We start from the raw sequence: 22,469 nt of genomic DNA, 5'->3' as shown, positions 1-22,469 counted from the left end.
TATTTACCCGATAAAACTAGAGAGCGATTCTACGCCGCCCCAAGGATTTGTCAAGAGGGTGGCGCCTATCCATTGAACAATCAGACTATTATTTTTGCACTAAAAATATAAAAACAAGGCCGGAACAATGATGTTCCGGCCTTGTAACAATATTAGACTACTCGTTAATCCGTCCCCATGAAGGGAACGACGCATCATGTTTTCCGGTATCTACCATCTTGGGAGCACCTCCGTGACGGGTAGTCAGATAGATTTTATATTTGCCGCTTCTGTTGGATGCAAAAGCGACGAAATAACTATCCGGGGCAAAGCTGGGCATCTCGTCGTTTCCGGGGCCGAAAGTTATCTGTTTTTCGCGCCCTGAAATAAGATCGTGGACAAACAGCCTGTGGCCTGCGTCAGTTCTGCGGGAGTACACAATCAGTGTTCCGTCGGGGCTGATGTCGGGCGACGTGTTATATTTGCCGTCACGGGAAATGCGTTTAAGGGTGTTAGTTTCCAGATCTTTCAGGAAAACATGCGGATTGCCCATCCTGCTGGAGACAAAGGCCATTTTTTTGCCTGAGGCATCCAGCGAGGGTGAAACATCAATTCCCCAGCTTTGCTCAAGCGTCTTTTGCTTTTTAAAGATATGGTTCAGCAGAAAAATATCAGAGTTGCCATTGACGGCAAGACTGACTGCAACAGTGTTGTCGGGCAAAAAGCTGGGGCCGATAACAGTGTTGCCCGGAAAGCGGATAAGCTGGGTACGGTTGTTGATGCGGTCCCATACTCCAAGGGCATGAGCGCGCTCACCGATATGGCTGAAGATCACATACCGGCCGTCAGGCGACCATGAAGGAGAAAGGGCTATACCCTTTACAGCTGTAAGCTGGCGCAGGTCGCGGCCCGTGGGTCGTACTGACCATACGTCTTTCTGGCCGTTTTTACTCTGGCTTATAAAAGCCAGCGTAGACAGAAAAAAGTCACCTCTGCCGGTGAGCATTTTCATAAAGTCACTGCAAAATTTGTCAGCCACGGCGGGAAGCAGTTCCTTTGAACTGACATAATAGGCTTTTCCCAGCATCATGGAGCCCTGACCGGTTTCATACACCCGCATTTCTACGCGTGCATCTTTGCCGGAGTCTACCTTAGGCCAGCCGGCAACAATCAAAAGGTCTGTGCCTGCCAGCAGATACCGTTTAAAGTCGATCCCGGGCGATTTGTACGAGGCCGGAGTATTGCCGCCGATGATGGTTTTGCCGTCAACAAAACCGAGAAAAGGCAGGAAGCTGAGATTGTGACGAACCAGCTTGTCCAGATCTGCCGCATAAGGAGACGGCTGTGCACCGGAGTCAGTAACAGGGTCGGTCAGCGCCACGTACGTCAGGTTTTGTCCGGGGCCGTAGATGTCTATTTCAACAGGGGCTGCACTGGCAACGGCGGCAAACATAAGCAGAATTATCAGCTGTGCCGCAGCAGTATATCGGAATACTATGTTTTTCATAATAACGCGTCTCATCCGTGGTCTGTTTGGTTCGCCTCGGTCTCCGGGCGCGGTAAGGGCCTATAACATTTCTTGCAGGTTAAACGTGATACGCAGATCCTGCAGCTCCGGCAAAGGTGGCGGCGGCAGGTCTTCTGTGGCGCGTACTGCGTTTACTGCAGAGCTGTCGTAATCGGGTCTGCCGGAAGGTGACTCGACCTGTACATCCAGCACAGTGCCGTCGGGCCCCAGCCGCAGGCGCAGTCTTGTCACCAGATTGGTACGCTCTGCCTGAAGCGCAAAGCGCCAGTTCTGTTTGACTTTTTCTTTAACCAGCGAGCTGTAGATGTCGGCAAGGCCAATGCCTTCGCCGCCTTCCTGACCACCTTCGCCGCCCTCTACTGCTCCGGCGGCATCAGCGCCTGCACCCGTGTCGTCACCACGCGAATCAACTTCGGCACGCAGGGCTGCCAGCTCTTTCATAAGCTGATTTTCTTCCTGCTTTTCACGCTTTTTGGCCTGCTTTTTCAGCTCTGCCAACTCTTGTTGAACCAATTCATCGGCCGTAGGCTCTTTTGGTTTCGGCTTCGGTTTTGGTTTTGTGTCCGGTTTCGGCTCGGGCTTTTCCGCTTTGGCCGTTTCGGTTTTTTCCGGAGTCTTGGGTAGTGCTACCGCGTCCCGCTTTTCCGGCTTGGGTTCCGGTTTAGGTTCGGGTTTGGGTTCCGGCAGTTTTTTGGCCTCAGGCTTGGGTTCTGGCGAAATTGCTGCTGCAGGCGGCTGCTGTGCGGGCGGCTTCGGCATGACAACGCCGGACTCCGGTGCTTTTGCCGCAGGCTTTTTAGGTGCCGGCTTCGGCTTGCCCGGCTTGGGCTGTCCGTGTTCCACCTTGGTGGGCAGAGTGACAAGATTGACCTTGTACACGGGTACGTCAAGGCGCACCTTTATCGTGGACGCAGGCCAGTATAAAGCTGCCAGCACTACGCCAAGGTGCAGCAGCAGCGAAATGAAGGTACAGAATATGCGCATGTCGTAATTACGCGCCTGTTATTTCTTCTTTGATTCGGGCTTGGGATCGACCTGATCGGCAACTACGCCCAGCTTGTCGATGCCAGCGCCTTTCACTATGCCCATGACTTCTACAACCACACCGTAGGCAACGTCTTTATCAGCCCGCATAAAAAGCAGCTTGTTCTGTTGCTTGACCAGCCTGTCCAGATGGCCCGGCAGGTCTTCGGCAGTGACCTTGTATTCATCAAGGTACATGGAGCCGTCTTTTTTTATGGTAAGCACCATGTTTTCGGCGTCCGTGGGCAGTACGTCCACAGTGGATGTCTGTGGCAATTCCACATCAAGTCCTTGTGTCAGCATAGGGGCCGTGACCATGAAGATAATCAGCAGCACCAGCATAACGTCAACAAATGGCGTGACGTTGATTTCTGATACAAAACCGTTTTTATTTGAAAGGGATACGCCCATTGCGGGCCTCCGTAATGTTAGTTTCCGTTGCCGCGGACGGGGGCTGCGGCATGCAGCTCGCGCTGGACGCGATTCAGAAAGACACCGGCAAAGTTGACCAGCTGCACTTCGATGCCGTTAAGCATGCCAAGGAACAGGTTGTAGCCGATAGTGGCGGGAATAGCCACGCCAAGGCCGATGGCTGTTGCTATCAGTGCCTCGGAAATACCGGGGGCAACCGCCGCCAGTGATGCGGTCTTCATCAGGCCGATGGAGTGGAACGAGTGCATGATGCCCCATACCGTGCCGAACAGACCGATAAAAGGTGCCGCGTTGGCGCAGGTTGCCAGAAACGCCAGCGAGGAGGACATTTTGGATGTCTGAATGCTTACACCCTGTCTCAGCGAACGGCGCACGTTATCGGCAATGACTTCGTCACTGCTTTCAAGATCGCGCAGGCGGTTGTATTCCGCCACGCCTTCCTGCGCTACGTGGTAAAGGGGTGAAGCGGGATCTCCGCTGAGCGACTGTACGGCTTCGCGCAGGTCACGGGCATGGGTGAACGCACCCAGACCCTGCATGGCCTTGCGCTTTGCCGCGCTGAGGGTGATCCACTTTTGCAGCATAAGTGACCAGCTGGCCACAGACATCATAACAAGGATGGCCAGTACAATTTTAACGACCAGTGTTGCCTGCATCAGCAGGCTGAATATATTCGATTCCATCAGAGTACCATTTCAAAGCTTGTTGCTGTTGGCAAAAGGCCGCAGCCAGCCAGAGGCTGCAACCGCCTGTACGGCGAGCGCACCATACCGCAAATATCGTGTTCTTGGAAGAAAGCTAAGGGGCCGATATTACAGGTTGCCCCGGACGAAGGCGTTCATTGCCTTTGATGACGACCTCTGTTCCGGCGGTAAGCCCCTGGCCTACAACGGCTGCGTCAAAGCCCAGCCACGCATTGACTACAACATCCACCGGCACTGCGCTACCTTCGCGCACGCACCATACCACCGTGCGGCCCATGCTTTGGATGACGGCGTCTCTGGGCACAAGCACGGCAGGACGCGGGGCATCGGTGGGCAGGCCAATGCGTGCCTGCATGCCTTGTGCAAGGCCGTCAGCTTCATCCAGACGAACCTTTACGGGAAAGGTTCGGGTCGCAACATCGCCCAGGGGAATAACGGCGCTTACCTTTCCTGCAAATTCCCGTTGCCCGACATGGGCAACAACTTCGCGCCCTATGGTTACAAAGGGCAGGATAGCTTCGGGTATGGATACCCGGACATCCATAGCGTCTGTTCTGGCCAGCGTTACTACCTGCGTTCCTGCAGATACCCACTCGCCTGGGCTGCTGTGTTTTTCCAGCACAATACCGTCAAACGGAGCACGGATGACCGACTTGCTGATTTCTATGGCAAGGCGGTCTGCATCAGCCTTCAGTGAAGCCGCCTTGCGGTGCAGGCCGGCTTCCTTGAATCGGGCTGTATCATATTTTTGCTCGGAAATGGAACGGGAATCGCGAAGAGTTTTTAAGCGTTCAAGGTCAATGGAGGCGTTTTCCAGATCGCTGAGAATCATCTGATACTGCGCAACAGCAGATTCATGTTCTTTTATGAGCTTTTCGTTGCCGATGATAACAAGGGGTTGCCCCTTGCTAACTCTCTGACCTTCCTCTACCTTGACCTGAGCAACCCGACCGGCAACCTCTGCCGCCACGTTTGAAAGATCGGGAAATTCGATAGTACCGATATATTCTGCGCGGGGACTTGCCTCGCCGGAACGGGCTTTTGCAGTGACCACCTGCGCGGGGGGCGGACCTGTCTTTTTTTGCTCATTATTTGCCGCATTGGCGTTATATACTTGCAAGAAAACGAGTAAAACCGCTATAAGAGACGGGATAACTATTCGAGATGCGTGCGTGTGCATGGTGACTCCGTGCTTATGTTGCAATGAGTCTAGATAACGCAATACTTGCTCGGGGCCAACCCCCGTTAAGTACAGGAAATATCCATAATTGAATTTGGGCCTCTGGTCGGGGTAGAGGTTCGTATAGAAAAGTTGATACAGTCCGGGAGGCTAGTATGCACTTGGTGAAGGGTAAATTGATGCTGCTGGTTGCGGCGGTTCTGCTAGTATGGAGCGTGCCGGCAGCTGCTCAGAACGCAACCACCGTAAGCGGCGACGGCGGCTTCAATATGGAACGCGCAGTTATAAAAGCACTGCGTGACAATCCGAGTATCCAGTCTGCCAAGGCTGGCGATCTTGCCGCCGAAGAATCCCGCAAGTCTGCTCTTGGCGGCTTCGGTCCTTCGCTTACAGGCAGCTACGGATACCTGAAGAGCGACCACGACAAGCCACGTAAAGATTTTATCCAATATGACGAAAATCTGTTTTCACTGGGGCTGAACCTCAGCCAGCCTTTGTTTAAAGGCTTCAGCGTGCTTTCCACGTATCAGAAGTCGGTGCTGGAAAAAGATCAGGCTGCTGCGCAGGTGGATAACAGTGAACTGAAACTGATTTTATTGGTTCAGGAAAATTTTCTTAAGCTGCTCGCAGCCCGCGAAAACCAGCGCAGCGCTGCGGACCAGCTTGAGCGGCTGCAAAGCCAGTTGAAGGTTACTCAGGCGTTTTACGACGTAGGCCTGAACCCCCGCATCGACGTGCTGCAGGCAGAGCGTGATGTTTCTGACGCGGAAGACAAGCTTCTGCAGGCAGAAAACGATGTTCAGACACAGATTGCGCGTCTGAATACGCTGCTCAACCTGCCTCTGGACGCTTCGCAGCCCTATCTTGGGAGTCTTGATTTTGTACCCTTCGGTCTGACTCTGGAAGAGTGCCTTGACCGTGCGTACCGTCAGCGTCCGGACATCGTCATTGCACAGAAAGCTATTGACGTTGCCCGTGAAGACAGAACCCTTGCGCAGAGCAGTTTCTACCCGCAGGTTGACGCCGATGTGGATTTTTCCCGTAAAGGTGACGACCCCATGGTGGACGGCAGCTCCAATATGTCTACGGAATTCAGCGAATGGAGCGTAGGCGTCACGGCATCGTGGAATCTTTTCAATTCCGGACAGGACTACTACAAGCAAAGCTCTGCAGCGCAGGTGGTAAACAAAGTTGTCGCTGACGAGGCAGATTTGCGTCAGGAAGTGGCTTTTGAAGTCAAATCCCGTCACTTGAAGCTTTCGGAAGCTGCAAAGCGTATTAAAGTGGCGCAGAAGACGGTTGAACAGGCCAAGGAAGCATACCGCATGGCTGTTGCCCGTTATCAGGCGCAGGTTGGCACCAACACTGACGTGCTGGATGCACAGGCCTCACTGACCAGCGCGGAAGCCGCTCTGACCAGCGCACAGGCGGACTATCTGGTTGCGCTTGCCAGCCTGTATGTTTCCATCGGCGAGAAGAACCCCTCGCTGAGAATGGCTGCGCAATAGCAAACTGCTTTTACTAGCGTATGTTGAAAGCGGCGGAGTAAAATCCGCCGCTTTTTTATTGCAGCCTGTCGGGGGCATTCTAAGGAGTACGCTATACCATGGCAGGGCAGATTCTGGCGACATGGTTTCGGGCACGATGAACTGCCCAGACTTTTTATGATTGCAGTTGCAGCAGCGCTTTTCCCGCGGCCAGATATCCTTCCATTTCATCCGCGGGAACCATGCTTCCGCCGGTTGTCCACACCAGATGGTTAGCCCCGTAGAACCACGGATCAATAGCTTCCATCCGTGCCGGACAACTGAATCCTGCCGCTGCGGAAGGCTCTATGCGGATTCCTTCTGCCTGATCGAGCATTGCAATATGCTGGTACAGAGTCTCATCGTCCACAGTGCAGACCGCATCAATGGCGTGTGCCATCAGTTTGCCTACCAGCGCAGAAGGGCGCCCCACGGCCAGTCCGTCTGCCGCGGTTTTACCTGTCAGGTTAAAGTCCTGCACACTGACGGCGTCATGCAGGCGGGTGGCAAGTCCCAGCAGCATGCACGGAGCCTGAACAGGCTCGACAAAAACACAGCGCACGGCATCGCCGAAAGCTTGCTTCAGTCCGTATGTTATACCCCCCGGCCCGCCGCCTACGCCGCAGGGCAGATATATCGCCAGCGGCGCACGTTCATCAGGCATGATTCCCGCAGCTTCCAGCTGCGGCTTCAGTCTGCGGGCGGTCACGGCATAGCCGGTAAACAAATCCCGTGAGCGTTCATCATCAACAAAGTGACACCGCGTGTCCTGCTCTGCAGCTTTGCGTCCTTCAGCAACCGCTTTGCCGTAATCTTCGTTATGTTCCACAACCGTGGCACCTACTTTGCGCAGCAGCTCTTTTTTCCACTGCTTGGCTTCGGCAGACATATGTACGGTTACGGAAAAACCGAGAGCCCGCCCCATAATGCCTATGCTTAGTCCCAGATTGCCGGTGGAGCCCACGGCCAGCGAATAGCCGGAGAAAAACTGACGGAACCTGTCGCTTGCAAGCTCGCGGTAATCCCTGTCGGGAGTGAGGATGTTATGCCTGATGGCTAACCGTTCGGCATGAGCCAGCACTTCATGAATCCCCCCGCGTGCTTTGACGGAGCCTGAGACAGGCAGGTGACTGTCGAGCTTGCACCATAAAGATCCGCGGATAGGGTATCCGGGCTGGGTGTCGTTCAGGGCTGCAGCCATTTGCGAAGCAGAAAGCAGAGGTGATTCGATGATGCCGTGCGCCTTGGCTGTACCAGGGAAAACCGACGCGATAAACGGCGCAAAGCGTTCAAGCCGGGCTTCTGCTTCGTCCACATCCGCTTCGCTGATGCGCAGATGCGGCAGCAGACTATAATTACCCTGTTCAATGGCCTGTGGCATGGGAAGGATGTCAGGGTTTTGCCATACGGCGGGTCTGCCCTTGGCTACTACTTGTAAGATTGGAACATCCTCCAGCCATTGCCGGAGGCTGCTGCCGTCTGATAGCAGCGTTGGTGCTTTGACAGGTTCCCTTTTAAGCAACGGATTTTTGTTACATGTTGTGGACATTGTAAATCCTTCTTCGCGCTGGTTCGTGTAGGGGGTGCTGTCACTTTGACAGGTTCAGGCGTTCGAGCAGGGTTTTTTCCAGACTGCCGCCGTCATGGTCGGCATAGCTGTACCGCACACGCATGTGCGGCTTTGTAATGGTAATCAGCCTGTCCAGCCTGATGGGAGTGCCTATAAGTACCAGATCACAGTTCGTAGAATTGATGGTGGTTTCCAGATCCGCCAGCTGCTGCCCTGAATATCCCATTGCGGGCAGGGCCAGACCAAGATGCGGATAAGCTGCATATGCATCGGCAATGGCACCTTGTGCTGCGGGGCGCGGGTCGACAACTTCGGCAGCACTGTACTGACGGGCGGCAACTGTCGCCGCGCCAAAGCCCATTTCGCCGTGTGTCAGCGTGGGGCCGTCTTCCACAAGCAGTACCCGTTTGCCTTTCACCGCTTCCGGCGATTCCACACTGATGATTGACGCACCCAGAATGATGGATGCGTCCTTGCAGGCTTCATCGCGGCAAAGTTGCACAGCTTTACGAACGGATTCCACCTGATCGGGGCTTGCGGTGTTCACTTTGTTGATCAGTGCGATGTCGGCAAGGCGCATGTTCACTTCGCCGGGGTGGTAGCGGGTTTCATGACCGGCCCGTAAGGGGTCAAGCACTGTTATCTGCACGTCAGGCTTGAAAAAGGCACTGTCGTTGTTGCCTCCGTCCCAGACGATGATGTCAGCTTCTTTTTCTGCTGCGGCAAGAATGCGTTGATAATCAACACCTGCAAAAACCGTCAGCCCATGCTCTACAAGGTGCTCGTACTCTTCACGCTCTTCAATGGTGCAGTCTGCGGCGTCCATGTCGGCCAGTGAGGCAAAGCGCTGTACCGCCTGTTTTGCAAGATCGCCGTAGGGCATGGGGTGGCGGACAACAACAGGCGTATGCCCGTGTTTGCGCAGCATGTCGCATACCGCAAGCGTGACGGGAGACTTGCCGCAGCCTGTACGCACGGCGCATACGGCGACCACAGGCTTGGAGCCTTTAATCTGGGTTACAGCGGGAGCAAGCAGCCGGAAGTCTGCCCCCGGTGCCAGCGCGAGAGAAGCACGGTGCATGACAGTTTCGTGCGAAACATCGCTGTAGCTGAAGACAACCTCATGGATGCCCTCCTGCGCAATAAGACGGGGCAGGTCATCTTCCGGCAGTATCGGGATGCCCTGCGGATACCGCGGGCCTGCCAGTTCCGCCGGATAAATCCTGCCGTCGATGTCCGGAATCTGCGCGGCGGTAAAGGCGACTACGCGGTGGGCTTCATCATTTTTAAAAACCACGTTGAAGTTGTGGAAATCGCGCCCTGCGGCGCCCATGATGACGATGTTTCGGGTCATGCGGGCCTCGCTTTGTGTACGGTTGCTAAACGGGCTGTGCGGTTATTGTACCATCCTTTACGGCAAAAAGAGCTGTATTTTGTGCTTGTTCCTGCATCATTTCTGCCGTGGCAGGATGGCAGGTGAAAAACAGTACCTGATTGCGCTGTGCCAGACGGGCAAAAGCACGGGCAGTGGATGCAGCCCTGTGCGGATCAAAGTTTACCAGAATATCGTCCATGATGACAGGCAAAGGCTCGCCATGAGCGGCATGATTGCTGATATAACCCAACCGCAGAGCAAGATAGAGCTGCTCTGCCGTACCGCGGCTCAGCTCATGCGGCAGGCGCACGTCTCCTTTTGCGGTTACGGCGCGGATGCTGCTGTCTTCCAGCGATGTCTGGATATGCGTGTATGCCCCGTCGGTAATGATCTGCAGAAACTCCGCAGCCGCTTTGATAACGGCAGGCTGGCGTTCCTGTTCAAATGTGTTTTTCGCCTGTTCCACAAAATGACGGGCAAGGGCCAGTGTTGTCCACTGGCGGGCATTCCGGCGCAGCGTTTCTGTCAGGCTTTCGCGCCGTGTCAGCAGCTGTGCTGTCTGGTCGGAGGTTTCCAGTGAACGAAGGGCTGCCTTGATCTCATGCAGGTCTGTGCGCAGGGTTTCTTCTTCATTGCGAAGACCTGTGAGATCCTGCTCAAGGCTTTGTGTGCGGGCTTCCAGCTTGTCGCGGGTCGTTTCTTCAAACATGGCCTTCAGGCTGGCAAGTGAGTCTGTCTGCATCTGCCCGTCCGGCTTGTCCTTTCTGGTTACAGCTTGGCTCTCTATACCGATTTCAGCCATGCCGGATTCAATCCCGTCAGCCCCAACCCTGTGGACATCCACTAGTTCCGAGTTGTATTGTTGAGAGTGTTCATTTTCCGGTGAAGCAGAAATACCGTTGGCAATGCCTGTCCGGTCATTGCCGGTGCCTGATTTCGGCAAAATGTCGATGGTCGCGGCTTGTAGCTGCGCAGTAAGCTGCGCAATGCTCTGGCGGAGATTTTCCTGCCTGTTGTACGCTTCTGCCCGTGCACGGAACGATTCTTCATCGTGTGCCTGAGCAGCGGAAAGCAACTCGGCGTAACGTGCCTGAGCGTGGGCAAGCAACTGTTCCGCTTCCTTCGCATTTCGTTCTGCTTCGGGCAGGGCACAGGAAAGCTGTTCCTGTCTGGTTGCCGCGCTTTTTGCCTGTTCCAGCGCCGTGGCAAGGCCGTTTATGGCTTGTGCGGCTTCGTCTTTATGCCATGCGCGGCCGGTAGCTGCGCAGATGTTTTCAAGCGACTGAAGCACAGCCTGTATCTGCTCCGAAACAGCTTGCTCTCTGCGGCGTAGCGCCTCCAGTTCGTGTATGACGCGGGTGGCCTCTGTAATGGCGTCCAGTGCCACTCTGGCTGTTTCCGGCATGACGGAGGTATCCAGACCCCGCTCCTTCAGCCATTCACGCCACTGGCTAAGAATCTGCTGACAGGCTTGGTCTGCGGCCTTTGCCGCAGCTTCTGCCTCGTTATGCCGCTGACGGCTGCGCTCTTTTGCCTGTATGCGCTCATCCAGCAGGCGTTTGGCTTCCGCATGTTGGCGACGGGTATGTTCCTGCCTGCGGGATTCTTCAATCCAGCTGTCGATGCGGGCAGGCAGATCGGCCTGAGGCTGCAGTTCTTCCAGTCCGCTCAGGCTGCGGGCAATTGCAAGGTATTCATCCAATGCCGCTGTATCGTGCTTCAATGCCTGCCGTTGTGCGTCCAGACGCTCTGCAAGCTCGCACGTTGCGGTAACCCGGCTGAAAATATCGCCGATGCTTGACGGAGAGACCGTATCAGGCAGGTTGTTGTCGCTCAGGTAGTTCGCCCATGCGTTACGGGCCGACTCAAGTCGCTCCTGTGCTGTAGCAACTGCTTCCTGCACCTGTGTTTCCATTTTAACGGCTTCGTTCAGTTCACGCCGGGCCGTATCAGCCTCCCGCTGGCGGGCGTTGCGCTCTTCAACCAATGTACGCAGGTATTCAAGCTCGGCTTCAGCTTCATCCACAGCTTCGCGAGTCGTTTCCGGCAGATGCAGCTCATCGGCTATGGTATTTGTATTGGCTCGCGCTTTTTCCAGAGTAGCCGAAGCGTCTCCCAGAAGCTGCTCAAGGTGAGGATCGCGCTTGGGGCGTGCTGAAAGGGTAAGGCAACTGCCACATGCGGCAAGCAAGGCTGTGATAGCATAGACTGCCTGAATTGAAGGCAGCAGGGCGGCAAGCGGAGCAAGCACCTGCGGGGCAATGTGCCAGCATACGGGTAGTGCTGCTGCAGCAACAAGACTGATAACGCCGCATGTCATTGCCACGGGATTCAAGGCAGGCAGGGCTGCCAGTCGCTCCGCAAGGGCTGTGTGTGCGGCTTCTGCCATGTCCGCCTTGTGCAACGCCTCACGCAGCCTGCGCAGCAGCGTACGGCGTTCCTTCAACCCTTCGGCTGTGGCGTGTGACGGCAGGCTGTCCAGTGCAGCTTTGCGTTCATTATATCTCTCATGCAGTCGCCCTGCCGTTGTGCGGGCAGAGTCGTGCTGCTGAAGCTTGCCGGTGTATTCCGCTTCTGCACTGCCAAAGGCATCGGCAAGCTGCCCTGCATGTTGACGTGCAGGAACGGACGTGTCGAATGTGTGCAGGGCTTCCGGTGTCCAGACAGGGCTGATGTCGGCAACAGCATTTTTCAGGCGTAATGTTTCTGTTTGTATTGTCTGCTCTGCTGTGGGCAGGTTACGGACAATGCCTTCCATGCGGTCGCGTCCGGCAATTATTCTGGAAGCGGCGTTTTCATCAGGGGCTTTTGTTGAGTCAGGCAATGCTTCCAGCGCGTCGCGGGCCTGTTTTTCCTGAGAGGCGGCTTCCGCATCTGCGGCAAGAGCAAGAGTAAGTACGCGCCGGGCATCGTTACATGCCGCTTTGGCATCGGAAAGTGCGGTGCCGAACCTGTCAATGCGCTCGCGCGTGAACAAAGAAAGATCAAAAGCCTGTACGCGCTCCGGTGTCCAGTCTGGACCAAGCGTTGCCAGCAGGTGGTCCAGTTTGCCGCGCAGGTCCTGTTTGCGGTTTGTAAAGGTTGTAAGTCCGCGCAGGTTTTCCGCGTATGCGGTTTTACTTTCCACAACCGCCTGAATTGCTGCGGCTTGTTGTAATAACGCTGCATCAGGACGGGATTGGTCCAGCTGATCGGTCAGTTGCCGCAGGCTTGCCTGTGCCTTTCCGGTGTGCTGCTTGCGCTCTGCGATTTCACGTTGCAGCGCATCAAGGCGGGTTAGGGCATCCGCAGGAAAAGTGCTGATAACGGGGGATTCTCCGGCAAGCAGGTTTTCAGCTTCCTGCAGGGCAGTCCAGCGTTCCCACTGCGCCAGCTTGCGGCGTGAAAGGCCTAGCTCTGCATGAGTGGACTCTATATGTGTGCGTAAAGCGGCAAGCCTTGCTTCCAGCTCTTCGGCACGGGCCAGCTTTTCATCGTATGCCGCAGTCCCTGCCGTCAGGGTGCGCAGTTCGGACCGCACCTCGCTAATTTCTTTCAGCAGGGTGTTGATAACGGGCTTTGAGGCGCGTGGTTTGAAGAGGTCATCAAGGCTTTTATTGCAGTCTTTAAGCACCTCGCCCACAGGGCGCGAACCGGCCCCGAAGCTGGCGCTGTGCAATACGTGCCGGACTTTTTCTTCGTCCAGCGAGTCGAGGTTTTGTAGTTCCGTCAGGCTGAAGCCGTATACGGTGCGGAATAATTCGCGTGTGACGCCGCCCAGCAGTTTATCCAGCAGGTCAGGCTGCAGGCTTTTGCCGTCTGCCGTGGTCAGCGTTACCGGCCCGCCGTGGGTGCCCGGTTTGCGCTGCAGGCGCAACGTACCCATGCTGTCTGTTTCCAGCAGTAGACCGCCACCCTCTGCTCCGCCGCGAAAGGCGGTATATTTAATTTCTGCCTTATTGTTCGCAGCGGGATAGCCGAACAGCATGGTCCGGAAAAAGCCCAACGTGGTGGATTTACCTGCCTCGTTGTTGCCAAGAAACAGATTAACACCGTCTGCCAGCCCTTCGACGTTCTGGTCGACAAAGATGCCGAAGCCGTTCATATGAAAAGAGCGGATACGCATCAGCGGGCCTCCAGCAACTCAAGGCAGGTCAGTTCGACGGTATCAAGCAGTTCGCGCAGATAGTCTGCATCCGGCGCATCCAGCAGGCGTTTGGCCTGCTGGTTGGTAAAGAGCGGAGCCAGCGGCCCGTTGGCAAGGTCATCCATAACAGCTTCTGCTGCGGCTTCTTCTTGTGAGGCCCCATCCAGAGCGGCTCTGGCCGCACTGATGCGGCGCAGTGTTTCGCCCAGCAGGTCGTCGCCGTTACGCAAGGCTTCAATATCCGCCTCCGGCCTGCATGACAGCAGGATATCTTTAATCCATACCGCCGGGCGCGCATCGTTCCAGCTTTCCCGCAGGCGTTCTGTCAGGTCGGCTGTGCCGCCTTCTGCATGCAGAGGCTGATTTAACTGTCCCCGCCCTGTCAGCTCAAGGCGCAGCATCAGGGCGGTAACATCTGCCAGTGCATCGGCATCCTGTTGTGCCCCGGCCTGTGCGCAGCATTGGCTTATTGCGTCATGAATGTGTGCTTCCAGCCCGTCAAGTGTGTCTACACCGTCAATGGAGACGTTCAGGTGTTGCCAGAGTACGGGCCCGAGCTGATGGAACGTAAGGGTAAAGCCTTCTGCCTCGGAGTAATTGACTTCGTAACAGCCGCGGGGGCCGGATTCGTTAATATGCAATCCCTGAATATTGCCGGGGTAAACAGTAAGAGGAGTGCGGGAAACTGTCTGGCGTTCATGAACATGCCCGAGAGCCCAGTAGTCCAGCCCGACGGATGCCAGATCTTCCACGGAGCAGGGGGCATATCTGTCTGCCTTGGCAACCGATGCGATGGTGCAGTGCAAAAGCCCTATCTGAGGCAATGCCGCACGCGTTTCGTCACGTTTGAATCGTCTGGCAAGGTTGGCGCGTTCGTTCTGAGTCGCATGGCTGATGCCGTGAATGACAGCGATTTCTGTGTTGTCGCGTACAGCAGAAACCGTCTGCACTGTGCCTGTGTCAAAAATAGTTACGTTATCCGGCCACTGCATGCGCGATATGCGGCTGCCCGCAAAGTCGTGGTTGCCATGCACTATAAAAACTCCGATGCCCGCATCATCCAGCTTTTTGCAGGCATCACGCAGGGCAAACTGGGCTTTCAGACTGCCTTCTTCGTGATTGTATATGTCGCCCGCAATAAGCAGAAAGTCTGCCTTGCGGGCAATGCAGGCCTCTGCAAGCCTGTTAAGGGCAGTGAATGTGGACTCGTGCAGCATGGCTGCCATGTGCGGTGTCTGTGACTCAAGCCCTTTAAAGGGCGTATCCAGATGCAGGTCGGCAGCGTGGAAAAAACGTAACGATGTCATTGTGCTCGGATTTGGGTTGCGGGTTGTCTGTACCTGTATTGGCCGGTTGGAAGACTAGCACGATACGGGCCGGAGGGAAACGCATGACTATGGTGCAGGGTATGGGGTTAAGCCGTTTCAGATGGTGAGGGCGCATAATGATAATGCGGGAAGGACAGAAGGTGGTGACCGCTAGGGGCAGGGTGGCGGAAAAGACGGTATCATAGCAGGAGTTGTACTTAGAAATCGCGTTGCCTTTTAGACAATATAGGGCACTTCATGCCATCAAATTCGAAAGGCCAAGGTCTGTTTGGGAATACCCCATAGAAGCAGCCGCAGAGACCCTGCAGGTAAGCAGGTGCGGGAAATAACAGTAAGGGAAGAAAGTGGTTTTATGTTCTTTCGCAGTGCCTGATTTCTGGCGGGTTATTGGCGAATCGGGGCCAGAAATGTATGGCAATGCCGGATAGCAGTGGGGGCGAAAGGCTAGGGGGCGTACAGGCCCGCAGTAAGCGAACGGCGGATGACTTCTTCTACGCCTTCCACAATGGCGTTGCCTGTTGCGGCATCCAGCTGGAAGACATTGTTACCTGCCGAAACAGACACATTTACCAGCGAAGGGGTAACTTCCTGCAGTGTGACAATCACAGGGTATTTTTTGGTCGTGGCAAAAAATTTATCCCCTTCTGTGGTGCGTTCAATGGAGTCGATGGGGATGGACATTTCATTTAATGCCACATGAGTAGCGCGATAGACGCACCAGTAGGGGTAGGGGTATGAATGCGATACTTCGTCGTCCATGGCGGAAACGGTGGTGGAAACACCAGCTGCTGCCACGCCCAGAGCAGCTATCACGCAACCGGATTGCATAGCGCACATGGCACATATGACAAAGCAGAGAAAGACTCGTTTCATACAGTGTAAAAAAATATCGGGTTAGAAAGGCATAATAAAGTAATAATGTTTAAGTGTAGCGGCACTATTGCCCGCGGTCAACAGCATAGAGGCTTGCAGGCGTGCAAACTGTAGCGGCTGACCGGAGCGGCGATAACGACCGTGCGTGCTTTTCCGCCGGAATGGCATCTGGTATTGCAAGCTATGAGCAAATGGCAGCGGTGTATAATGCATATAGATATGGACGCCTTTTTTGCGTCTGTCGAACAGCTGGATAATCCGGAACTGCGCGGCAAGCCGGTAATAGTCGGCGGCGGCAAGCGCGGGGTGGTGGCGGCTGCCTCATATGAAGCCCGACGGTACGGAGTGCGTTCTGCCATGCCGTCATGGCAGGCGCAGCGCCTGTGCCCGCGTGGTATTTTTGTTAAGGGGCGTATGCACCGTTATAAGGAAGTGTCCGCAAAAGTTATGGCGGTACTCGGCGGCTTTTCGCCCGTAGTAGAGCAGGCCTCTGTGGATGAGGCATACCTTGATGCCACAGGATGCGAGCGGCTGTTCGGCCCGCCTGAAGAAATGGCGCAGCGCATACGTGTTGCCGTACGTCAGACGACAGGTCTCAGCTGTTCTGTGGGCGTGGCCCCTGTAAAATTTCTGGCTAAAATTGCATCGGATGTGAATAAGCCCGATGGCTTGTTTGTTTTGCCGCCGGAAGCTGTTGCGGATTTTCTGGCACAGCTGCCTGTAGGAAGTATTCCCGGCGTGGGAAAGCGCTTTGTAGATGACCTGAAAGCGCTTGGTATCCGTACTGCAGGTGATGTGGGCCGCTACCCCGAGTCGTTCTGGCAACGTCGTTTCGGTAAAGGAGGCATCAGCCTGTTTGCCCGTGCACAGGGTATCGATTCGCGTCCGGTAGAGCCTTATACGCAGGCAAAGTCGGAAAGCGCAGAAAACACTTTTGAAGAAGATACCGACGATAAAGAGCTGCTTAAAACCTGGCTGCTGCGTCAGGCGGAGCGGGTGGGGCGTAATCAGCGCAGAATGGGACTGAACGGACGCACAGTCACCCTGAAAGTGAAGTTTGCGGATTTTAAAAATGTCACCCGCAGCCGCACGTTGCCGGAACCGACCAGCAGCACCCGTGTAATTTATGAAACCGCAGCCGCCTTGCTTGATGAGCTTGATCTGCCGCAAAAGGTCCGGCTGATCGGCGTAGGACTTTCTCAGTACGCACAGGGGCCGCAACAGATGAGCCTGCCGTTGGCCACGCCTGATGTTGAGCGTGATGAAAAAAACGAAAAACTGGAAAAGGCGATGGATGCGCTACGGGATAAATTCGGGTCAGAGGCGATAGTAAGAGGGCGGTTGTTCGGTTTTAAGAAAAAGTGATTACTGGAACCTGCTACTGCAGAGGTTGTGAATCTGCTTTTTGTCCTGTGGGAAATGGGCCGTGAGTTCTGTCGTTGTGTTCGCACTGCTGAGGGTAGTTGCCGGTAATTCTGGCATATTCACCTGATTTTTTTATCGCTTTCAGTCCCATGTTGAATATTTCGCGCAGTTCAGGGTCGCGGAACGCGACATGATAGTGCGTGAGAGGAAACGGTTTATGCACCGTATAGGCTGTCAGCTTGTCCGGTGGCAGCTGCTGCATGTAGTGCTGGAATATTCTTTCTTCAAGAACAATGACAGAGTCCTGCTGAACAAAAAAAGAATGCACTTGTTTTTGCTGGTCAGGCGTTTCCAGGTAACGGGGGGATGACCCCACAGCATTTCGGTATTCGTCACCCAGCAAAGCCTTTGCATTTTGAAATGCCAGTATGACATGCTGGTTAAGATCACTGATAGTATGAATTGTGTGGTTGTGTGATGTCAGCGATACGGCAATATTCCTGTACGTTATATGCGAATCTGAAATGTATGTATCTTCTGGCATAGAGCTCGTCGTTACAGGCGTAACGGCATCTAGCTTGCCTGATTTCAGCAGGCTTGCCATTCTGTACTGCGAGGCAAATACCAAAGTCACATCATATCCCTGACTGTTCATTGCAGCTTTGATGATTTCTATTTCAAGACCTTTTTGGGTCTCTGCAATGACATAAGGCGGAGTAGAATGGTTGGCTCCCAGTACTATTGTACGGGGTATTGCAATACTTGTGAAAGGGAAGAGCAAGCTGGTGGCGATAAAGGCCAGAACCGAGCAGCAAAAAAAGGCTGCTTTTTGGGTGAGTGAACTGCAAGGTGCGATGGCAGACGCAATGGTAGATGAGGCGTCACCTGATGCGGTGACTACAAGGCGTTTTGTATATGGCGCGTAACCTCGTTGCATGTGTCAAAATCCGGTGTAAACGTGTGGTCCCCGATTCTGCCCACTGGCCTCATGCCCATCAGTGAGTTCAATACATACGCATGTTTCTTTTTGCTGAGATACTCCGGCGTTGACGGTGCTGAAGTAATATCCAGAAGATTTGCTGCCAGAGCTTCTGCTGTACTTGCAAGTCTATATGTAGTGTGTGAATTTGTAAACCGTAGTCCGTCAAAGAAGAGTAACGCTGCCGTTGTTGTTTCCAATATTGTGCCGTCATGCGCCACCAGTATGGCATCATCAAAGGATTGCTGCTGCGCATGCTGTCTTTCGATGTAGTGTAACATATGATTAGTGGTTTTGTGAGCATGCAGAGCTGAGGATATAACTGCTCTCGCGTATGTCAGGCTGAATGTTTTGTCTGCAGGCGGGGGCGTATAGGGGGCAGCTGTGACTGTGGGCACCATCAGGAGGTCCGTAGCGCTGCTCTTGGTTTGTGCTTTCTGACGGGGTGGTTGTTCCAAGGTGTAGAATACATTTATGCGCGCCATCTGGTTACGCAGGCTCAGGTGGTCCAGCAGCATCTCGGTGGCAGCATACAGGTCGACAGGCTCAAATGGCAGGGTAAATGTCTGCATGGAAGCGGAAATGCGCGAAAGGTGTGCGGCAGCATTTACCAGATGGCGGCCGTTATAGAGCAGTGTTTCATAAAAACCTACGCCGAAGCGGAAGGCGGGGTCTGTCACATGCTGGGTAAGCGGCCCGTCGAGAACCTTGTTGCCACGTACATATGTCATGGTTGCAGAGCCTCCTGAAATTTGCGCGCTTTGGCGATGGTTTCGGCGTATTCGCTTTCCGGCACAGAATCTATAACCAGCCCGCTGCCTGCAAACCATGAAAAACATCGGGTTTGCGCATCATGCCAGCCTGTCCGTATGGCAATGGAAGAGTCAAGATATTCAGGCCCGTCCATATAAAAAATGCTGCCGCAGTACAGGTCGCGGCTATGCGGTTCCAATGCATCGATAATCTGCATGGTGCGCAGTTTGGGGCATCCGGTAATGGACCCGCCGGGAAAAGCATCCAGCAGAAGGTCCAACGGAGTGCAGCCCTTGCGCAACGTGCCGCGCACATTCGTGTACATCTGTATAAGCCTGTCTACCGTAAAGGTGCTGCAATGATCCTCTACCCGTACAGAGTCATATTCGCACCGCGAAGAAATATCGTTACGCAGCAGGTCGACAATCATTGAAAGCTCTGCCCGCTCCTTCGGCGAAGATGTCAGCGTTTCCACAAGAGACTCGTTCCAGACATCAAAGGCAAGCGTGCCTTTGATGGGCTGTGTGAGTACAGCCCGATCACGCACCTGTAAAAAACGCTCCGGCGAGGTTGAAACAATTGTCCGTGGTCCGTCATGCAGCAGGGCATAAAAAGGCGCAGGCCGCTTTTGCCATAGGTGCATAAAAAGAGCGGTTGTATCCGGCGTGTCCTGCAATGGCAGATCGAACCTGATGGAAAGGTTCAGCTGGTAAGTATCACCAGCCTGAATGCGGGCACGGGTGGCGCGCACTCCGTCCAGATATTCTTTTTTTGATTGTGAGTGACGAAGAGGGCCATCGGAAACAAAAGGAACATGGCGGCGGACAGGCGGCAGGTCGGCCCGTTGCAACAAGGTAATAAGCTCAGTTGCGGACGGCCCTTCCAGTCGGTCAGATGCTTCAGTTACAACGCATGCAGTTCCGTGAAGATCAGTAGTCGCGCATGTTTTCGACGCACTGTCTGCAGCCAGCAGGCGAAGTTCACCCGCGCGGGAGTCGCCTTTAATGATATATCGGTAGCGGCGCAGAATCCCCGGCGGAAAATCCGTAGCGTTGCGGCTGTGAACTCCGTGCAGAAGCAGCCCGTATGTATATGACATGTACCCGATGACAGGTCCGTTTTTGCCGTAACAGAATGCATGCAAAGCCTCCCGCGTTGTCTCAGGGGCAAGGCATAGCGAAGCATGAGGCTGTATCCCTATGATAAACTTTGATTCTGTCATGGGGTGCGGGATTGAGCTGTGTATGAGCTGGGCTGCGTCCGGTGCTGCCGTATTGCCCTCATCGGCTTTAGAGCCGGCGCAAAGGGACGTATCGGAGCCTGTAGTTTGGTTGCTGTTACTGTCGGAATCTGTGCAGCGGGCAACGCTTGTGGCACGCGGTGCGTCATCATCACACGGCGGCATGGAAAGCAGCATGTCCGCCGAATACGCATCTGCAAGGTGTTGCAGCAACGCTGGCAGCTGCTGAGGATTATATGAGACGCATAGAACGCAGCGCATGGCGGATGCACCATACTCCCTGATCTGTCAGAAATGATTCCGGATGAAACTGGTAGCCGTACATGGGGACTGACGTGTGGCGTAGCGCCATAACAATGCCTTGAGGGTTTGTTCCCGTTACTTCCAGCCCGTTGCCGACGGATGTGCAGTGCAGCGAATGATAGCGTCCCACCGTGATGGTACGCTGGACATCCTGCATGGTTACGGTGTCAGGCTTGCCGTGAACACAACCTGCCAGCGGCTGTACATTGCCACCGAAATGCCTGTTGATGATCTGCATACCCAGACAGATGCCCAGCACCGGAATACCGCACTGCAGCAGCGGGGCATAATGAGGGTATTCATCCGGTGAGCCCGGTCCGGGGGAGATGACCACCAGATCAAAATGTTCCATTCTCAGCCGGGAGGCATGAGAGCTATCAGCTGTGAATCGTGCAGGCTTGCAGGCAGCTGCAACTGTGGAATGCGTTTGTGGCATGCCTGTAAGCTCAGAGTCTGAACGCTGAAAATCACCGTTCAGTCTTGCGGTTTGAGTTGCGAGGAACTCGGAAGGTTCAACCGCGTGCGGCTCAGTCGTTGCGGCTTTGGCATTTGCCGTGCCTGTGTTGTGTATACCGGCAGGAATGTCTGCGCGGCCAGGAGGTTGGCGCTTGCAGCCTTTCACAGCTGCCCCGAAAGAGTTTTCATAAAGCAAAGACAGGCTGCGGTGATTAATCACATGTGGCGTACAGCCAGTGGCGGCATGCAGCAGGTGCGCCAGATTCAGTGTGAAACTGTCGTCGTTGTCAGAAAGCAGCAGCCGGAGCATATGGCGGTTCTCAGCGTTCTATCCAGATAAATGCGGCCTGCCTGCCGGAGGCCTTGACCCGACGATACGAAAAGAATGTTTCGTTAAGAGACCACGTGCACAGGTCAATGCCGAAAATACGGTGCGGTTGCAGACCGGCTTCCTGCAACTGGTGGCGCGTAAGCGACCACAGGTCCATGGTCATGGTTTTATCATCAAACCATGTCTGCCATGCCGGACCCCATTCCGTGTCAAAGTTGACAAACTGCGATGCTGCAGGGCCAAGGCTGGGGCCACGGACTGCCATCAGCTCCTGCGGCTTTACATTATAATGAGCGCAGAAGCGCGCAACGGCATTCTGGATAAAGCCTATGCGGTTGCCACGCCAACCGGCATGCAAGCCGGCAATGTATTTACCGGATTCATGGGCAATAAGAATCGGCTGGCAGTCTGCGGTTTTGATGATAAGCGCATCACCGGCTTTGGCCGTAGAGTGACCGTCTGCTTCTGTTACAGGGCGCTGGTCGATGGACGAGGAAGGCTGTGAATCCAGCACGAGTACATCGCCGTGTACCTGCTTAAGCTCAACCCAGCGGTCAAAGCCCAGCTGTTTTTGCAACATGTGCCTGTTTGCGGTTACGTGTGCCGCATCGTCACCCACGTCATACGAAATATTGGAACCGTCGTATTCTTGCCCCGCAGGGGAGTTGGCGGCGCTGCCAAGTCGTGTCTGAAAAGCGCAGCGGACGTTTTCTATGCCGGGAAAGCGAAAAGGAATTATGGTTACAGCCATGTGAGTGCCTCCTCGGTGCAGAGTGCTGTTACGGGTCTGTCCCACGGGTCGGAAGGCAGAGTAGGCAGCACCTGAAAAGAATACGCAAGCCCGATCAGAAGTGTGCTTTGCATCGCCGGAAGACTGAGAAACCGGTCGTAATATCCCGCACCAAATCCCAGCCGTGTGCCGCTACGGTCAAAGCCTACTCCGGGGATAATGGCAATGTCCGGAGAAAAGCTGCCGCTTTCCAGATCGACAGCAGGGCAGTTTGCCGGATCAGGCTCTGCTATGCCGTAGCGACCGGCTACCAAGTCCCCTTCGCACGTGCACGGCGCAAGGCACATTTCGCCGTCACACTGCGGAATGCAGCGGGGGAGCAAAACTTCGATGCCCCTTGCCCATGCGTCTTTTAATAACGCGCCTGTGGGCACTTCGTTGCGCACCGGCATATAAAGAAGTACCTGACGGGCGTCCTGCCACGACCGGTGTTCCAGCAGGTGCAGCTGGGCGCGGGCTCCATAGGAGGCGATCTGCGAGGGGCTGAGTTCCGTACGCTTTGTGATAAGCATTCGCCGCAGTGCTGCTTTGTCACACACTGCACAGGCTTCGTGATTTTGGTCTGGGTGCTGCTTGCTCATTGCGTTGATCGTATTCTTGTATAAAAG

At 54.7% G+C, this 22,469-nt stretch carries 18 protein-coding genes; 2 read left to right on the top strand and 16 right to left on the bottom strand.

All coding sequences use genetic code 11. From position 1 onward, the window contains the following. Positions 1-157: 157 nt before the first annotated feature. The 5 genes from ACK5LI_RS07410 to ACK5LI_RS07390 form a co-directional block, all read right to left on the bottom strand. Positions 158-1,486, bottom strand: coding sequence for a translocation protein TolB (locus tag ACK5LI_RS07410; protein WP_416947765.1), 1,329 nt, complete (start codon positions 1,484-1,486; stop codon positions 158-160). Between the two features lie 60 nt (positions 1,487-1,546). Then, positions 1,547-2,491 (bottom strand): cell envelope integrity protein TolA, encoded by a 945-nt coding sequence (tolA, locus tag ACK5LI_RS07405; protein WP_416947763.1) that lies wholly within the window; start codon positions 2,489-2,491, stop codon positions 1,547-1,549. Between the two features lie 18 nt (positions 2,492-2,509). Further along, entirely contained in the window at positions 2,510-2,941 is a 432-nt protein-coding gene (locus tag ACK5LI_RS07400) for an ExbD/TolR family protein (protein WP_416947761.1), read from the bottom strand. A gap of 17 nt (positions 2,942-2,958) precedes the next feature. After that, positions 2,959-3,645 carry a protein TolQ gene (tolQ, locus tag ACK5LI_RS07395; RefSeq protein WP_416947759.1) on the bottom strand — a complete coding sequence of 229 codons (687 nt, stop codon included), beginning with the start codon at positions 3,643-3,645 and terminating at the stop codon, positions 2,959-2,961. A gap of 115 nt (positions 3,646-3,760) precedes the next feature. Further along, positions 3,761-4,846, bottom strand: coding sequence for an efflux RND transporter periplasmic adaptor subunit (locus ACK5LI_RS07390; protein WP_416947757.1), 1,086 nt, complete (start codon positions 4,844-4,846; stop codon positions 3,761-3,763). 155 nt (positions 4,847-5,001) lie between these two features. Between ACK5LI_RS07390 and ACK5LI_RS07385 the strand changes: the two genes are divergently transcribed. Further along, on the top strand, positions 5,002-6,354 hold the full coding sequence (locus ACK5LI_RS07385) for a TolC family protein (RefSeq protein WP_416947755.1): 1,353 nt from the start codon (positions 5,002-5,004) through the stop codon (positions 6,352-6,354). Positions 6,355-6,508: 154 nt separating this feature from the next. On the opposite strand, the gene ACK5LI_RS07380 is transcribed toward ACK5LI_RS07385, so the two are convergent. The 5 genes from ACK5LI_RS07380 to ACK5LI_RS07360 form a co-directional block, all read right to left on the bottom strand. Beyond that, positions 6,509-7,921 (bottom strand): D-serine ammonia-lyase, encoded by a 1,413-nt coding sequence (locus ACK5LI_RS07380; RefSeq protein ID WP_416947753.1) that lies wholly within the window; start codon positions 7,919-7,921, stop codon positions 6,509-6,511. Positions 7,922-7,961: 40 nt separating this feature from the next. Continuing rightward, the gene (locus ACK5LI_RS07375; RefSeq protein WP_416947751.1) at positions 7,962-9,296 is read right to left on the bottom strand and encodes a cyclic 2,3-diphosphoglycerate synthase; all 1,335 of its coding nucleotides are present in this window, start codon (positions 9,294-9,296) and stop codon (positions 7,962-7,964) included. Positions 9,297-9,321: 25 nt separating this feature from the next. Further along, positions 9,322-13,422: an AAA family ATPase gene (locus tag ACK5LI_RS07370; RefSeq protein ID WP_416947749.1), complete on the bottom strand. Its 4,101-nt coding sequence runs from the start codon at positions 13,420-13,422 to the stop codon at positions 9,322-9,324. Beyond that, positions 13,422-14,750 carry a metallophosphoesterase family protein gene (locus ACK5LI_RS07365; RefSeq protein ID WP_416947747.1) on the bottom strand — a complete coding sequence of 443 codons (1,329 nt, stop codon included), beginning with the start codon at positions 14,748-14,750 and terminating at the stop codon, positions 13,422-13,424. The genes ACK5LI_RS07370 and ACK5LI_RS07365 overlap by 1 nt, the downstream gene beginning before the upstream one ends. Positions 14,751-15,215: 465 nt before the next feature. Then, entirely contained in the window at positions 15,216-15,644 is a 429-nt protein-coding gene (locus ACK5LI_RS07360) for a DUF3568 family protein (protein ID WP_416947745.1), read from the bottom strand. Between the two features lie 183 nt (positions 15,645-15,827). Here ACK5LI_RS07360 and ACK5LI_RS07355 point away from each other — a divergent pair, with 183 nt between their 5' ends. Then, on the top strand, positions 15,828-17,009 hold the full coding sequence (locus tag ACK5LI_RS07355; protein WP_416947861.1) for a DNA polymerase IV: 1,182 nt from the start codon (positions 15,828-15,830) through the stop codon (positions 17,007-17,009). Between the two features lie 13 nt (positions 17,010-17,022). Here the strand turns inward: ACK5LI_RS07355 and ACK5LI_RS07350 are convergent, their stop codons facing one another. The 6 genes from ACK5LI_RS07350 to ACK5LI_RS07325 are packed head-to-tail and all read right to left on the bottom strand — an operon-like array spanning position 17,023 to position 22,442. Further along, entirely contained in the window at positions 17,023-17,946 is a 924-nt protein-coding gene (locus ACK5LI_RS07350) for a substrate-binding periplasmic protein (RefSeq protein ID WP_416947743.1), read from the bottom strand. Further along, positions 17,907-18,719 (bottom strand): aminotransferase class IV, encoded by an 813-nt coding sequence (locus tag ACK5LI_RS07345; protein WP_416947741.1) that lies wholly within the window; start codon positions 18,717-18,719, stop codon positions 17,907-17,909. The genes ACK5LI_RS07350 and ACK5LI_RS07345 overlap by 40 nt, the downstream gene beginning before the upstream one ends. Beyond that, entirely contained in the window at positions 18,716-20,242 is a 1,527-nt protein-coding gene (locus ACK5LI_RS07340; protein ID WP_416947738.1) for a chorismate-binding protein, read from the bottom strand. The genes ACK5LI_RS07345 and ACK5LI_RS07340 overlap by 4 nt, the downstream gene beginning before the upstream one ends. Beyond that, on the bottom strand, positions 20,214-21,050 hold the full coding sequence (locus ACK5LI_RS07335) for an aminodeoxychorismate/anthranilate synthase component II (protein ID WP_416947737.1): 837 nt from the start codon (positions 21,048-21,050) through the stop codon (positions 20,214-20,216). The genes ACK5LI_RS07340 and ACK5LI_RS07335 overlap by 29 nt, the downstream gene beginning before the upstream one ends. Before the next feature lie 10 nt (positions 21,051-21,060). Beyond that, positions 21,061-21,822 carry a polyphenol oxidase family protein gene (locus ACK5LI_RS07330; protein WP_416947735.1) on the bottom strand — a complete coding sequence of 254 codons (762 nt, stop codon included), beginning with the start codon at positions 21,820-21,822 and terminating at the stop codon, positions 21,061-21,063. Further along, complete coding sequence (locus tag ACK5LI_RS07325; protein WP_416947733.1) at positions 21,813-22,442, bottom strand: 5-formyltetrahydrofolate cyclo-ligase; 630 nt, start codon at positions 22,440-22,442, stop codon at positions 21,813-21,815. The genes ACK5LI_RS07330 and ACK5LI_RS07325 overlap by 10 nt, the downstream gene beginning before the upstream one ends. Positions 22,443-22,469: the final 27 nt, after the last annotated feature.

The organism is Oleidesulfovibrio sp. (genome assembly GCF_047973035.1).
Classification (GTDB): domain Bacteria; phylum Desulfobacterota; class Desulfovibrionia; order Desulfovibrionales; family Desulfovibrionaceae; genus Oleidesulfovibrio.
Note: the sequence above shows the minus strand (reverse complement) of the source record. Positions and strands in the feature narration are given on the sequence as shown.